Below are 14,778 nucleotides of genomic sequence, written 5' to 3' on the forward strand. Positions count from 1 at the left end.
GCCTCGGACGTCGGCCGCTGCTGGCTGCCGGCCGATGCTTTCGCCATTTGGCTCGGTTCCCGCCAAACCTTTCGTTGCGGCGGGAGCGCTTGGTCGTGATCCACAGCCACAAATGTGATCGACATCCGTTGAGACGTGATCGACAGGCGGTTTGATCACGTCCTGTGGGATGTGGATCTGCGTTAGGGCTGTGGATCACGACCTAGCCGATCAAGGCGACTATCTGACCGCCCCGGCCGTCGGGTCGACAGTGGAGATGATCTCTGGGGCTGATCCACAGCCCAAAAAGGATGGACAAACTGCCTGTTGATCACCTTTTCGGGAGGTGGATCAGCAGAAAAGATCGACACTGAATCAGCGCCCACCGATCTCACGCAGCCCAACCATCCGCTGGCCAAAGCTGAAGGAGAGATGCATCGCCATCGCGCAGGGGCTACAGCCGATGCGCGGGTAGCGGAAAAGCCAGTGGAACACGTCTTCGGGGCGGGAAGGATGAGGCCAAGGCGCGGCGGGAAGCGGCCGCGTGCCGGGGCGGGAAAGCGGCCGGGTAACGGCGGCGGAAAGCGGCTGTGTTGCCGCCGGCGGGAAAGCGGTCGCGCAACGGCGGTGGGAAGTGGGATTAGGGGTGGCCGTGGAGCATGGCGTTGCCCAGGGCGGTTGCCGTGTGGCGGACGACGTTGGCGTCGCGGACGCTGATGACGAGGCCAGCTTCGCGCAGAACGGTTAGGTGCTGGCTCGCGGCAGGGGCGGAAATGCCCACGCGACGGGCGAGTTCAGTGGTCGATCCGCCGAGTACGGAAGCCTCAAGAAGTGAGGCGCGGGTGCGGCCGAGCAGGGCGCTTAACGGTTCGCGCGCGGCGGCGGCGGCCAGGCCGGCGTGCCTATCGACGGGGTAGACGAGCACCTGAGGCAGCTCGGGGTCGTGCAGCGTAATGGGTTTGACCTCGGGGACTTTGAAGAACGACGGGACAAGGCGCAACCCCCGCCCACTGAGGTAAAGGTCGCGATCACCGTTGTAGTCGTTGATTTCGAGCACGGTGCCGTTGAAGCTCACTTTGGGATGCAGACCGTCGAGCAAGGCGCCCACGCCTCCGTCTAGCAGCGCCTGAGCTCGCAACATACGGTCGGCGTCAAAGGCTGTTCGCACCCAGTCGCTGACGTCATCAAGTGCCGCACTGTGATAGGCGCGCATCGCTGTGCCGAGTTCCTTCAGCGCGCCCGGATCGCCTTCGCCAACCTCGGCCACGCGAGGCGCCACGCGCCCGTGCGCGTTGGCAAGCTTTTCAATCTCCATCCGCAGCCGCGGCTTGGGCAGACTGAGAATGCTGTCGATGCCTGCGTCGAGGCCTTCACTGGCTTCATGCGGGGTGAGCATGTCCGGAAAGTAGCCATGCGCCGGATTGAGCGTAATGAATAGCGATACTTCATTTCGCATCGCGCTGCCGGGGCTAAGACGGGTCGCGACCCGTTGCTTCCAGCCGGCCAGCAAGGGGTCGGATCGCTTTGTCCGCAGCACATGGCTGCTTAGCGAGACCTCCCACAGCGGGTCCGGCGTATTCGCCAGGCGCGTAGCGGCTAGGTCTTCACCCGAAAAGTGAATCCTCAGCACCAAGCGATGCTAACCAACTCGCTGACCAGCGTGTTTAAGTCACGGCCGAATGTCGTCGACGCCTGGCCGTTCGGTGGACGATCCTGTGAGTCCACGGGGATGAGTGCCGGGGCTGGTCAGGCTGAAAGCGGGGGGCTTTGACCAGCCCCGTCACGCTCTTCAAAACCGTTGGTACAGCGCTACTCTGTGATCCTCGTCGGTCACATAGAGTTCTTGGCCCTCCCATTCCGACACTCCCTCAACATGGTGCAGGGGCGTCAGATCGGCCACCAATTCCGGCTTCACGGGACCGGGCGTCGCGGGCAGCGCGAAGCGATAGTGCCTGCATGTAACGTCTCTGGCCTGCGGATGCGCATCAAGCAAGACCGATCCCTTGTCGATCGCGTCAATCGATCCAATCACGACATCGAACGTCCCGTCGGCACGTGCGCTCAGCGCCCGGACGCCGAGCGGGCCGGCGCCGGTCTCGATCAAGGGGTAGACACCGGCGACGCTCACGTCACCGCCAGCGAAAAGTCCCGGGATTCCGGCGAGCTCGACGAGCAGCGGCTCGCCGGCCGACGTTACCGGCCAGCGCAGTCCAATCAGGAGGGTGCCGGAGGCCGTGAACGCCGCTCCCTCGATGTTGATCGGATGATCCGAGTCGAGCAGATGGGCCGTCCACGTCTTTCCTCGGGCGAGACCACGCTCCCGGGTGCCCAAGATGAACCGTTCGCGCACGATGTCAGCGACCTCGCCGGCCACCTTGAGCAAGGCGTCGTTGATGACCCTGTGCAAGGCGAACTTGTTGCGCACGATCTCCAGCTGGGGCGTGGCAGACTCGCGGAACCGGGCGACGAAGGCCCGCTTGGGGCGCAATGGTCCCTTCTTGGAGCCGAAGTGCGAGCCGAGCACGTAGACCCAGCCGTCCAGGTAGGCCAGCGCTTCCCCGTCTTCGGTTCGTCCTGTGTTCACGCCAGCATTTGCCGCGACGTGCTGTGCCGTCCACGTCCCATCGGGGTGGCAGCAGAGCACGGCCAGGCATTCTTCGACCGGGCCCTCGTCGAGCACCGTCCAAAACGCCGACGTAGCGCCCAGCGAAGCCAGAAGCGACGCGTCGTGAACCCGCAGCAGGTCACTGGCCTCGTTTCCGGCCACCGTCATCTCGGCTAGGTGCATCGCTCAAGGGTACTGACGTTGCGCACGCCTCAAATCCGCGTGTCGCCGCGCTCTTTCAGCTCGTCGACGAGTTTCTTCACGTCTTGGGCCCGATCCCGGGGGCACACGAGCACAGCGTCCGGCGTGTCCACCACGATCACGTCACGCATGCCCAGCATCGCGACGAGCCGCCCGGACTGGGGGACGATCACGGAACCTGACGTGTCAGTGAGCAGGACGTCACCCTTGTCCTGTCCAACCACGACGTTGCCGTCTTCGTCGGCGGGCAGCACGTCACCGAGGGTCTGGAAGTCGCCGACGTCAGTCCAGCCGAAGTCTCCAGCCACCGTCGCGACCGCTCCGGCCGCTGCTGCACCTTCCATTACGGCGTAGTCAACGGAGATCTTCTTCAGGTCGGGCCAGATGTCAGAAAGAGCCCGCTCACGAGCGGCGTCATCGTCCCAGGCGGCCGCGATCGCTGTCAGTCCCTCATAGAGCGCGGGCTCCTGGCGCCGCAGCTCGCCCAGGAACACGTCAACACGCCAGACGAACATGCCCGCGTTCCAGTAGTAGCCGCCGGAGTTGACATAGACCGCCGCGACCTCGGCCGACGGCTTCTCCTTGAACTGGGCGACGCGCTGGATCGGACCGTCGATCGTCTCTCCACATTGGAGGTATCCGTAGCCGGTCTCGGGATGGGTCGGAACGATGCCGATCGTCATCAGCAGGCCGCGCTGTGCGCCCGCCACAGCCTGGGCAAGCACCTCGGTTAGGCGCGCGGAATGGCGTACCAGATGATCGGAAGCGAATGAGCCCATGATGGCTTGCGGATCGCGACGGGCAATAAGGGCCGCGGCCAGGCCGATCGCCGCACATGAGTCTCTCGGCGAGGGCTCCACGATGATGTTGGATTCGGGCAGATCAGGAAGTTGCCTGGCAACTGCCGCGGCGTGCGCCGTGCCGGTCACCACCAGCGTGTCGGTGACCGGTGACACGGCGCTCAGCCTGGATGCCGTGGCTTGCAGAAGCGTCTGCGCCGTTCCCGTTAGAGGGTGCAAGAATTTCGGTTTCCCTGCGCGGGACAGCGGCCAAAGGCGCGTCCCGCTTCCTCCGGCGAGGATAACGGCGTGAAGCATCAGCCCATCATGCATGACTGCCGGCACTAAGGCCGCGCGGCCCTGTTCCAGGCGGCCACGTGAGCCTCGGCGCTCGAGGTCCAGCTGAACTCTTTTGCCCTGGTCAGCGCGGCGCTGCCCAGCTGTGAGCGACGTGCTGGGTCTTCGAGTAGCGCGCGAAGATCAGTGCCGATGCTCTCAGCGTCAGGCTTGGTGTAGGCCACCGCGTCACCGCCCACTTCCGGCAGCGAAAGCCGGGGCGTGGTCAGCACGGCAGCGCCACAAGCCATGGCTTCCAGCACGGGGAGGCCGAAGCCTTCGCCGTGACTGGGGTAAGCGCACAGGACGGCACCGCCGAGGAAACCGGGCAGGTCGGCATAGCGCAGGTAACCCGGGCGCAGCAGCCGCAAGTGAGCGGGCACTTCTCCGGCCACGCGATCGATTTCCTCGTCGTGACCCTGCCCACCCGCGATCACGAGCGCTGGCGGCTCGGGCATGTCGTGCACAGCTTTGATCCAGCCACGAATCAGGTTCGGCACGTTCTTGCGCGGTTCCTTGGCACCCAAAAACGCGACGTAGTCCGTCGTGAGGCCGAGGCGGGCTCGTACCCGTGCCTTCTCCTCAGCCGCCGGAAGGTGAAACGCCGTGTGGTCGACGCCGTGGTAGGCGACGTCGATGCGCGTCGGGTCAGCGTCGAGCAGACGGATCAACTCGTCGCGAGTGGCCTTGCTCGGCACGATGACACGGTCAGCCCGGCGAAGTGAGGTCTTGATGGCTGAACGGAAGAACGTGCCCCTGGACTTCTCATAGTGCTCGGGCTCGGTGAAGAACGTCGCGTCATGGACGGTCACGGTCACCGGGCAGCCAGCCCGCAACGGGCAGGTGTAGAACGGCGAGTGCAGCACGGAAGCACCGACCTGCTGCGCGAGCAGCGGCAAGCCCGTCTGCTCCCAAGCCAGGCGAGCCGGCCTGTGCGCCGCTGCAGCGGGCGCGGCAAGGACCTGAGAAGTCGGAAGCATTCGCGAGTAGCGCTCTAAATCGTTGCGCTGGCACACGACCGACAGGTCGATGTCGGTGTGCGCGGCGAGGGCCCCGAGTAAACCGTCTAGGTAGCGGCCAACGCCACCTCGATCGGCTGGAACGCTTGTCGCGTCCACAAGCACCCGGGGAGTACGAGCGATCGTCACGGCGGACACTCCTTGTGGGGGTGTTCCAGCGCACAGTCGCCGCCTAGCGAATGTGCGCTGTTTCACAGCAGTCAGCTTCAGACTACGCCTGGCTTGGTCTTGCGCGATGTCCCCCTAGGCGTATGTCTAATAGCCTTTCGGACTGTGACCACCATTCGTTCTTTTCTCGCTCTGACCGACCCAGCCAAACCGCTGCTCACGTGGTATTCCCCAACGGAGCGCACGGAGTTGTCCGGCGCGACGCTCGGCAATTGGGTCGCGAAAATGTCAAACCTGCTCGTGAATGAATGCGGCCTCGGGCCCGGAGATGTCGCCGAAATCGACCTGCCGCCGCACTGGCAGACCGCGGTCATCTTACTCGCGTCCTGGAATGTCGGGCTAACAGTCGGGGAATCCGGCGATGTCTCCTTTGGACTGCCGGGTTCGGAAGCCGAATATACGTTGACGCTTCATCCTTTTCAGCAGAGCGACTGGGTGGTCGCGGTCCGTGCACATGGCGATCACTACAGCGGGGCAACGGCTGACGTTGGCGACGTCCTCGATCTGGGCCTCAAGCCAGGCGACCGGGCTTTGTTCAATGTGGACACCCATCCCGATCCGCGGGAGTGGCTGCTCGCCCCGCTTGCCGCTGGGGCAAGCATCGTCGCGTGCACCGGGCTTGACGAAACCGCGCTCGCTAAGACTTTTGCTGCTGAGAAGGCAACTTGGCCAGCTCCTCAAACGCCGTAAGCGATTCTGGGTTCGCCAGAGCACCCTTAGCGGCCGCCTTGTCGGCTGGCGTGCCCGTCAAGATGCGTTTGACGGGCACTTCAAGTTTCTTGCCACTGAGGGTACGAGGCACAGCCGCCACTTGATGGATACCGTCCGGGATGTGCCGTGGTGACAGCGCGGTGCGCAACTCGGTGGCAATCTTCTTGATGAGCGCGCCATCGAGCGTCAGCCCGTCGCGCAGCACCACGAAGAGCAGCAGTTCACCTGCCCCGCCTTCGGCGTCTTCCAGGTGCACCACAACGGAATCGGCGACCTCGGGCAGCCCCTCCACGACGGAATAGAACTCAGACGTGCCCAGGCGGACCCCACCACGGTTCAGCGTCGCGTCCGAACGTCCCGTGATGACACAGCTGCCACGCTCAGTGATGGTGATCCAGTCGCCGTGACGCCAGACTCCCGGGAACGTATCGAAATACGCCTCACGCATCTTGCTGCCGTCACTGTCGCCCCAGAAGCCGACCGGCATGCTCGGCATGGGCGCGGTGATGACCAGTTCGCCGAGTTCCCCGATCACCGGTTTGCCCGTGGGGTCATACGCTTCGACCTTCGCCCCGAGACACCGCGCCGCGATCTCGCCTTGATACACCGGGTTCAGTGGACTCGCGCCCACGAAACCGGTGCACACGTCGGTGCCACCGCTCAGTGATTGCAGCTGAAGGGTTTCGCTCACGTTTTCGTACACCCAAGTGAAGCCCTCAGGCGGCAGAGGCGCGCCGGTCGAACCCAGCCCTTTGAGCCGAGACAGATTAGCGATGTCCTTTGGCACCAAGCCTTCCTTGCGGCAGGCCAGCAGGAAGGGCGCCGAGGTGCCGAAGTAGGTCATGCCCGACTCCTCGGCCAGGCGCCACAGCATGCCCAGATCCGGCGCGCCCGGGTTGCCGTCGAACATCACGATCGACGCACCCACCGCGGGCCCCGAGATGAGGAAGTTCCACATCATCCAGCCCGTGGTCGAGAACCAGAAGAAACGGTCCCCCGGCCCCAGGTCATGGTGCAAGGCAAGCATTTTCAGATGTTCGAGGAGAATGCCGCCATGTCCGTGCACGATGGGCTTTGGCAATCCGGTGGTACCAGATGAGTACAGCACGTAGAGAGGCTGGTTAAACGGAACCTGGCTAAATTCCAGTGCCTCAAGACTTGGCTCGCTCAGGGGACCCAAGCCGGTCTGTCCGTCCACATAAGACAGCAGGATCGTGTGCTCAAGCGAGGGCAGCGCATCGGTGATCGCGGCGACCTCGGCACGGCGGTCAATCACCTTGTCGCCGTACCGGTAACCGTCAACGGCCACCAGAAGCTTGGGCGAGATCTGGATCCAGCGGTCGGTGACACTGCGCGTGCCAAACTCCGGCGCACATGAGCTGAAGATCGCCCCTAGGCTGGCCGTCGCGAGAAGCAGCACCAGTGTTTCGGGAATGTTCGGAAGATAGGCCGCGACACGGTCTCCGGGCTCCACACCTAGCCGCTTGAGTCCCGCTCGCGCCAGCCTCACCGACTCACGTAGCTCCTCCGCCGTCATCGTGACGGCCGGTCGCGTCTGCGAATAACCCAGCACCACCGGTGTTTCGGGCTCGATGCCCGGCATCCGCAGGACCTGCTCGGCGTAGTTCAGCCGGGCGTCCGGGAACCACTGCGCGCCTGGCATCGCATCATTGGCCAAAACCGTGCCAGGCTCGCCCGGCAGCTCGAAGAACTCCCAGATAGACGACCAGAAGCCGGGGAGATCCTCGGTGCTCCACGTCCACAGGTCGTCATAGGTCGCGAAATCCAGGCCCCGGCGCTCCTGGAGGAAACGCAAATAGGCCCCGATGCGGGAGTTTTGCCGCACGTCAGCGGGCGGCGTCCAGAGCACGGTCACGCGTTGAGGTTATCGCGCCCCGAAGCGGCCGTTGACGCCATGGTTAGCGCGCTCTTGTGTGGCCGCGGCACATCGCGCCGCTATTCGCCACGGTGATCAGAAATCGCCTTACGCCGGGCGAGCCGGTGCTGCCGGCGAATCTCAGCCTCCTGGAACCGGCGCTGGTCAGACTCATCGCCCGGCAGCACCTTTGGCACCTCGCGCGGCTGCCCGAATGCGTCCACACCCACGAACACCAGATAGGCCGACGCCACATGCACCGGTTCGCGGCCACCTTCGTTCCATCGCTCGGCCAGAACGCTGACGCCGACTTCCAGTGACGTCTTACCGGTCCAGTTGACCTGAGCGTTGGCATGCACCAGGTCACCCACGCGCACCGGCACCATTAGCGCAATCTCATCGATGGAGACCGTGACGGCGTTGAACCCGCAATGGCGGGCCGCCGCGGCACCGGCCGCGTCATCGACGAATTTCATGATGACTCCACCGTGGACAGTCCCGTAAAGGTTCACATCCTGCGAGGTCATGATGCGGCTCAAGGTGACGCGGGAGTAGGCGGTGGGCCGGGCCTCGATCATTGCACGACTATCCCATGCAGACCTCAGCCGGTAGCGTGCCGTGCCATGCGACATGTTTGGAGTCTCATTGGCGGCGTCGTCGTTGCCTTCGCGGGCTGGCTTGCGCTAGGGGTTGTCTACGGCCTGTTCGAAGGTCAGGGCACCACCCAGCAGGAGAAGTACATCGCGGTGGCGATTTTCGTGGTGGCCGGCCTGCTCTACGGTGCCGTGGGCAGCCTGCGTAACTCGCCGGTTGGCGCGCTATTCGTCTCGCTGGCCTACTTCGGCATTTCGATCGGCCCGATGGTTGGCGCCTATTCAGCTATCACGCTCGGCGAGTGGTCACTCGGTGACTACCGCGTCGACTGGGTAGCCCCGGTTCCGATCCTGGCCGTTGTCGCCGCCACCTTGTTCATGTCTATCTTCAGCCCCTCGCGCTGGCGCGGAAACGCGACACAAGGCGATCCGAACGCCTGGACCCCGCCACCGCCACCCGCTCCGTGGTCACCACCGTCCACCTTCCCACCGGACTCATCGGCCGCACCAACCGCCGAGATCCGCCGGGACGACGAAACCAAGACCGACAAGCTCTACTAGGCTGACTGCGGCGCGCCTTTTCTGCGGGAAATGGCGCGCCGAGTCGGCTTTCGGCGTGTGCCGCCGGCCCGCCCGCCCTAAGTGGCGGTGATGCGGCATCCTGATGGCGTGCGCCATATTGGATCGCTGCTCCTGGCTGCCGTCTTCGGGCCAGCCATTTTCCTGCTCACAGGCACAGGCCTGAGCGCCTTCGAAACCGCGCGCAGCGTGGGCTTCGTCAAGGACCCGTTCGCCGCACTGGCTGCGCTTGGGGCGCTTCTGCTGGCCGGGTTGCTTTACGGCATCCTTACCATGGCGCGGCTTTCGCCACTCGGGCCCGGTTTGGTCGGCATGGCCTACCTTGGGATGAGCGGATGGGGTCTGCTGGACAACGCCTCGTATGAAGCGCTGTTCGGCAAGCTGGACGTCCACATGGGAGGCGCGGTTGGACAGTGGGGCCTTGGCTTCCTGCTCGGCGTCCCGCTCGCCGCGACACTGACCAGTCCACGGCGCTGGCGCAAGAACTCGCATCCCACGCCGCCTCCGTATCTGCAGTACCAACAGCAGCACCCGCAGTATCAGGCTCAGCCGCAATACCAGCAGCCTCAATACCAGCAGCCGCAGTATCAACAGCCCCAGTATCAGCAGCCGCAATACCAATACCTGCCTGATCCCACGCTGCCCGACATCGCACCGCCGTCGCTCGGCTACCCGGCAGGCATGCCTGTGCCGCCGCAGAAACCCGCCAAGCCTCCTAAAGCGGCCAAGCCAGCGCCACCAACACCAGGTTCGACTGATCCCACGGCGATCCTGATGCCAGCACCGCCCACCCCGGTCGCTGCACCGCCAGCACCCACGGCCCCGACCGCTCCCGCGGCTCCGGCCGCACCCACTCCGGCCGCATCCGTTTCACCAGCACCGCCAACCGCACCCGCTTCTTCACCTGCGGCACCAACCGCTCCCGTGCCGCCGCACCAGCCGGCCGCACCCACCCCGGCCGCGCCGGTAAGCGCATCCGCTCCGGCCGTGCCAACTGCAGCGGCCGCGCCCGTGTCACCAGCACCGTCGGCCCCGCCCGCGCCCGCGCAAGCTGTGCAGGCGTTGCCGTCGTTCACGGGAGCGCCGGCGCCGAGTAAGGCGGCTGCGGCTGTGTCGGGGTTGGCGCGAGCGGAGGCTTCCGAGGAACAGCCTGCGGAAAGCGTTGCGGCACAAGAGGAACCGCCACCGCTACCCAAGCGCACGCCTAAGGGCACTCCCGCTCAGCCGAAGGTGCCGGATGACTTGCCGCCCACGTTACTTTCCGACGAGGTGACGGTGAAAATCGACGATCCGGGAGCGGCTCGGTGAGAATAGGGGCATGGCTAACTACTACTGGTGCACTGATCACAAGCGAGTAGAAACTGACGCCGACAAATGCCCTGCGTATAGCGTGCTCGGCCCCTATGACAGCGCCGCGAAAGCCGAGGGTGCGATCAACCGCATCAAGGAACGCAACGACCGTATCGACGAAGAGGACGCCCGCTGGTCCGGCGACGAGTGATCAGGCGATCTCGGCAAGTGCCCGGTAGATGCGCACGTCCGACACCGGGTACGCCGTGCCGAGTTCCTGAGCGAAATAGCTGATCCGCAGCTCTTCGATCATCCATCGCACCTGTTGCAAGGTGTCCCACCCGGGGCTGCCCGGCTTGACGTCGGAACGGTAGGACGCATACTCCTCCAGCACTTCGTCGAGCTGGAGCAACCGCGACCGGTCCCACTGCGGGTTGGCGTCGAGTTTGGACAGGCGCACCTGCATTCCGCGCAGATACCGCGCGATGTCGGGCAGGCGCCGGATGCCTGATGCAGCCACGAAACCTGGATATACCAGTCCGTCGAGTTGACTCCGCAGATCCGAAACGGACCGCACGAGCACGACGTTGGTGATGCGCTTGAGCTTCTGGTCGATCTCGTACCAAGACTTCAAGATCGGTTCCAGTACCTGCAGCAGCTCGACGAGCAACGCGCCCTGGATGCGGGCGCGCTCGGCGAGCGCGTCAAACGCCACGCCATCCCAGGCTGGTCCGCCCGCGTCGATGATGATTTTGTCGATGACCGCCGTGACACAGTCTTCGAGGAGCGCGGCCACGCCGCCATACGGATTGCGGCTCAGCGCGAGCTTAGCCTGATTGGACAGTCTGCCTTGGACCGCCTTAAGCGGCGGGGCGACGGTTAGCCGCAGCAGTTTGCGGGTGCCACGCCACATCGCGCCCCACTGCTCGCCCTGGGTGTCGAACACGCCCACGCCAACGGAATCGCCCTCGTCGACCAAAGCCGGGTACGCGTTAACCTCATGCCCCGCACGTTGACGCTGCACGACACGGGGCAGCTCGCCGATGCTCCACGTGGTGATGCCGTGCTGCTCCAAGTCGTCTGCGGCGGCAGCGACTTCGGCACGTGCCTTGTCAGCTAGCTGATCCTTGAGCGCGTCCAGATCTTTGCTCTCCACATCACCGACGCGGAAGGTCATGCGCAGGTGCGCGGGCACGGCGGAGAAGTCCCAAGCGTCTAGTGGCACGACGACGCCGGTCAGCCTGCGCAGTTCGCGGGAAACCGCCGGGAGCAACGGACCGTCATCGGGGCTGATCTGCGTGAGCACGTCTCGCGCGACGTCAGGTGCGGGAACGAAGTTGCGCCGCAACGCTTTTGGCAGTGACCGGATCAGGGCGATGACGAGTTCTTCGCGCAGTCCCGGCACCTGCCACTCAAACCCGGCGGAGGAAACCTGGTTCAGCAACGGCAGCGGAATGTTCACGGTCACTCCGTCGGCGTGCTGACCGGGCTCAAACTGATAGGTCAGCTCGAAACCGTCCCAAGTGGACGGATAATCCGACAGGCTGACCTGCTTCGTGATGAGCAAGTCTTCCGTGAACGTCAGAAGGTCCGGCGACGAGCGCGAAGTCTTCTTCCACCACGCGTCAAAATGCCGCCCTGACACAATGTCGAGCGGAAGCCGCTGATCGTAGAAGGCGAATAGCGTCTCGTCGTCAACGACGATGTCACGCCGCCGCGCCCGGTGCTCTAGCTCTTCTGCTTGTTCAAGCAGTGCACGGTTTTCGGCGAAGAACTTGTGGTGCGTGTCCCAGTCACCCTCGACAAGCGCCTGGCGGATGAATAGCTCACGCGACAGCGCCGGATCGATGCGCCCGTAGTTGACTTTCCGTTTGACGACGATGGGCAATCCGTAGAGAAGAACCCGCTCGTAGGCCACGACGGCCGCTTGTTTCTTCTCCCAGTGCGGTTCGCTATACGTCCGCTTGACCAGATGCTCGGCGAGCGACTCAGCCCACTCGGGCTCGATCTTCGCCGCGACGCGGCCCCAAAGACGTGATGTCTCAACGAGTTCAGCGCACATGATCCAGCGAGGGCTCTTGCGGAACAAAGCCGATCCCGGGAAGATGGCGAACTTCGCTCCCCGCGCGCCTTGGTATTCACGCTTTTCCGGATCGAGAAAGCCTATGTGCGAAAGCAATCCTGACAGCAGCGCCTTGTGCACATGCTCAGGGTGAGCTGGTTCGGTGTTGATGGAGAACCCGAGGCTCCGGACCACTTGGCGCAATTGTGCTTGCAGGTCCTGCCATTCGCGTACCCGCAGATAATGAAGGTATTCGGATTTGCACATCTTGCGGAACTGGCTCGACGAGAGTTCCTTTTGCTGTTCCCGCAGATATTCCCAGAGATTGAGGTAGCTGCCGAAGTCGGACTCTTTGTCGATGAAACGCGCGTGTTGTTGTGCCGCTTGGGCTTCCTTGTCAACCGGCCGTTCACGTGGGTCCTGAATGGACAGCGCGCTCGTGATGATGAGGACTTCCCGCACACAGCCGGTGTTGGACGCCTCCATCACCATGCGCGCCAGGCGCGGGTCGATTGGCAGCTGGGATATCTTGCGGCCGTGGTCGGTGAGGCGGCCAAGCTTAAGCGCGCCAAGCTCTTCGAGCAGCGAGACGCCGTCGGCGATGTGGCGTTTGTCAGGCGGGTCCAGGAACGGGAAGGCGGCGATGTTGCCGAGCCCGAGTGCTGTCATCTGCAGGATGACGCTGGCTAGGTTGGTACGCAGGATTTCCGGATCGGTGAACTGAGGGCGCTCTTCGAAGTCTTTCTCTTCGTAGAGCCGGATACAGATGCCGTCCGAGGTCCGCCCACAGCGGCCCTTGCGCTGGTTGGCCGACGCCTGTGAGATCGGCTCGATCGGCAGCCGCTGCACTTTGAGCCGGTTGCTGAAACGCGAAATCCGGGCGGTGCCCGGATCGATGACGTATTTGATGCCAGGAACGGTCAGTGACGTCTCAGCGACGTTGGTCGCGAGGACGATTCGCCGGCCTGTGTGTGGCTGGAAAACCTTATGCTGCTCGGCCGTTGAGAGCCGGGCGAAGAGCGGCAGAATCTCGGTGTGCCTGAGGTTTCGCTTGCGGAGCGCGTCAGCCGTGTCACGGATCTCTCGTTCCCCGCTGAGGAAGATGAGGATGTCGCCGGGCTTCTCGAGGGACAGCTCATCAACGGCGTCGAGGATCAGCTGGATCTGATCTTCTTCGTCCTCAATGGACGGTGGGCGATAGCGGACCTCGACCGGATAGGTCCGCCCGGAAACCTCAACGATCGGCGCATCGCCGAAGTGAGCGGCGAACCGCTCGGGGTCGATCGTCGCCGAAGTGATGATGACTTTGAGATCGGGTCGCTTGGGCAGCAGCTGCTTGAGATAGCCGAGGAGGAAGTCGATGTTGAGGCTGCGCTCGTGTGCCTCGTCGATGATGATCGTGTCGTACTGCGACAGATTGCGGTCGTTGGCCAGCTCCGCCAGCAGGATGCCGTCGGTCATCAGCTTGACCAGTGTGGTGTCGCTCACCTGATCCGTGAACCGGATCTTCCAGCCGACCGCCGCGCCAAGCTCCGTGCCCAGCTCTGAGGCCACCCGCTCGGCGACGGTGCGTGCCGCGATCCGCCGCGGCTGCGTGTGCCCGATCATGCCGCGCACGCCCAGACCCAGCTCAAGGCAGATCTTCGGGATCTGGGTGGTCTTCCCGGACCCGGTCTCGCCCGCGATGATGACCACCTGGTTATCCCGGATGGCGTCGGCGATCTCATCCTTCTTCTGCGCGACAGGAAGATCTTCCGGGTACGTGATCTGAGGCACCGCGGCCGTGCGCCGCTGAACGCGGTCCTCCGCGGCGGCCAGGAACGCGGGGTCGGGCCGGCGCGCCAGGCGCAGCTGATCGCGAATCATCAGCCCGCTCAGGCGCTCAGCAGGTATCGGTACTGGCTTGCTCATCTCGCGTTTTAGCTTATGCGCCCCATCAAGTCGTTTACCGGGGAGTCGCGTCCACTCGCCAGCTCGTGAGCCTGGGCTGGCCGGGCAGCTCGCCTCGGCCGGTGGCCCAGAGGAAGGTTTCCGCTGCCGGGAACCCGGCCGCAATATCGCTGAACAGACGGCTGAGCACCCGTTCACAAACGTCTTGCGGCGGGTTCCACGCCACGCCAAGCCCGGTCGCGATGTCGTGCGTGTGCGCGATCACTTCGACACAGCCCAGCGCGGCGAAACCTTCCACGTCAGACAACCCGGAGCTGTGGAAGGACCGCTTCTCGGGCGGCGTCACGCGCACCATCGCGGTCAGCAGGGCGCCACAAGCTTCCAGCACCTCTAGCAGACCGGTCACTCCGGCCTTCTTCTCGGCATAGATGCTCGCCGCTGGCGCGCCGTCATATTTGCGTTCCCAGGCCACGGGCACGTAGGTCGTGGCCGAAGGCTTCGCCGGGCCCAGTTGAACCGCATAGGCGAACAGATCGTCAGCGATGTGTTCGGCGGTCTCCCAACAGGTCCACATCAGAGCCCCGGCAGGCACCGACCAATCACGGTCAGCGGCTGGAAGCAGGGCATCGATCGCGGCGGCAACGGTGGTCTGGACATCGTCTGCTGTCACGTAGTCACGCACGGCAGGAG

At 64.2% G+C, this 14,778-nt stretch carries 12 protein-coding genes; 4 read left to right on the plus strand and 8 right to left on the minus strand.

Annotated elements, in window-relative coordinates:
• Positions 1 to 619: 619 nt before the first annotated feature.
• The 4 genes from A3E1_RS0107490 to A3E1_RS0107505 all read right to left on the minus strand — a co-directional run bounded on the left by A3E1_RS0107490 (position 620) and on the right by A3E1_RS0107505 (position 5,048).
• The gene (locus A3E1_RS0107490) at positions 620 to 1,609 is read right to left on the minus strand and encodes an ArsR/SmtB family transcription factor (protein ID WP_026208197.1); all 990 of its coding nucleotides are present in this window, start codon (positions 1,607 to 1,609) and stop codon (positions 620 to 622) included.
• Positions 1,610 to 1,768: 159 nt separating this feature from the next.
• On the minus strand, positions 1,769 to 2,767 hold the full coding sequence (locus tag A3E1_RS0107495) for a hypothetical protein (RefSeq protein WP_020520134.1): 999 nt from the start codon (positions 2,765 to 2,767) through the stop codon (positions 1,769 to 1,771).
• Between the two features lie 29 nt (positions 2,768 to 2,796).
• On the minus strand, positions 2,797 to 3,882 hold the full coding sequence (locus tag A3E1_RS0107500; protein WP_026208198.1) for a mannose-1-phosphate guanylyltransferase: 1,086 nt from the start codon (positions 3,880 to 3,882) through the stop codon (positions 2,797 to 2,799).
• A gap of 26 nt (positions 3,883 to 3,908) precedes the next feature.
• The gene (locus tag A3E1_RS0107505) at positions 3,909 to 5,048 is read right to left on the minus strand and encodes a glycosyltransferase family 4 protein (RefSeq protein ID WP_026208199.1); all 1,140 of its coding nucleotides are present in this window, start codon (positions 5,046 to 5,048) and stop codon (positions 3,909 to 3,911) included.
• Between the two features lie 144 nt (positions 5,049 to 5,192).
• Here A3E1_RS0107505 and A3E1_RS39355 point away from each other — a divergent pair, with 144 nt between their 5' ends.
• Positions 5,193 to 5,777: a TIGR03089 family protein gene (locus tag A3E1_RS39355; protein WP_020520137.1), complete on the plus strand. Its 585-nt coding sequence runs from the start codon at positions 5,193 to 5,195 to the stop codon at positions 5,775 to 5,777.
• On the opposite strand, the gene A3E1_RS0107515 is transcribed toward A3E1_RS39355, so the two are convergent.
• Together A3E1_RS0107515 and A3E1_RS0107520 are read right to left on the minus strand one after the other, a co-directional pair.
• Positions 5,725 to 7,674, minus strand: a complete 1,950-nt coding sequence (locus A3E1_RS0107515; protein ID WP_020520138.1) for an acetoacetate--CoA ligase — start codon at positions 7,672 to 7,674, stop codon at positions 5,725 to 5,727. The genes A3E1_RS39355 and A3E1_RS0107515 overlap by 53 nt on opposite strands.
• Positions 7,675 to 7,754: 80 nt before the next feature.
• On the minus strand, positions 7,755 to 8,252 hold the full coding sequence (locus A3E1_RS0107520; RefSeq protein ID WP_020520139.1) for an acyl-CoA thioesterase: 498 nt from the start codon (positions 8,250 to 8,252) through the stop codon (positions 7,755 to 7,757).
• Between the two features lie 45 nt (positions 8,253 to 8,297).
• On the opposite strand from A3E1_RS0107520, the gene A3E1_RS0107525 reads away from it, so the two are divergent.
• The 3 genes from A3E1_RS0107525 (at position 8,298) to A3E1_RS0107535 (ending at position 10,347) form a co-directional block, all read left to right on the plus strand.
• Positions 8,298 to 8,828, plus strand: a complete 531-nt coding sequence (locus A3E1_RS0107525; protein ID WP_020520140.1) for a hypothetical protein — start codon at positions 8,298 to 8,300, stop codon at positions 8,826 to 8,828.
• Positions 8,829 to 8,918: 90 nt separating this feature from the next.
• Positions 8,919 to 10,154, plus strand: a complete 1,236-nt coding sequence (locus A3E1_RS0107530; RefSeq protein ID WP_026208200.1) for a hypothetical protein — start codon at positions 8,919 to 8,921, stop codon at positions 10,152 to 10,154.
• Positions 10,155 to 10,164: 10 nt separating this feature from the next.
• Positions 10,165 to 10,347: a hypothetical protein gene (locus A3E1_RS0107535; RefSeq protein ID WP_020520141.1), complete on the plus strand. Its 183-nt coding sequence runs from the start codon at positions 10,165 to 10,167 to the stop codon at positions 10,345 to 10,347.
• On the opposite strand, the gene hrpA is transcribed toward A3E1_RS0107535, so the two are convergent.
• Together hrpA and A3E1_RS0107545 are read right to left on the minus strand one after the other, a co-directional pair.
• Positions 10,348 to 14,109, minus strand: coding sequence for an ATP-dependent RNA helicase HrpA (gene hrpA, locus A3E1_RS0107540; RefSeq protein WP_083929401.1), 3,762 nt, complete (start codon positions 14,107 to 14,109; stop codon positions 10,348 to 10,350). It abuts the gene before it with no gap.
• 34 nt (positions 14,110 to 14,143) lie between these two features.
• Complete coding sequence (locus tag A3E1_RS0107545) at positions 14,144 to 14,770, minus strand: hypothetical protein (protein WP_020520143.1); 627 nt, start codon at positions 14,768 to 14,770, stop codon at positions 14,144 to 14,146.
• Between the last annotated feature and the right edge of the window lie 8 nt (positions 14,771 to 14,778).

It is taken from the genome of Catelliglobosispora koreensis DSM 44566 (genome assembly GCF_000379685.1).
Classification (GTDB): Bacteria; Actinomycetota; Actinomycetes; order Mycobacteriales; family Micromonosporaceae; genus Catelliglobosispora; species Catelliglobosispora koreensis.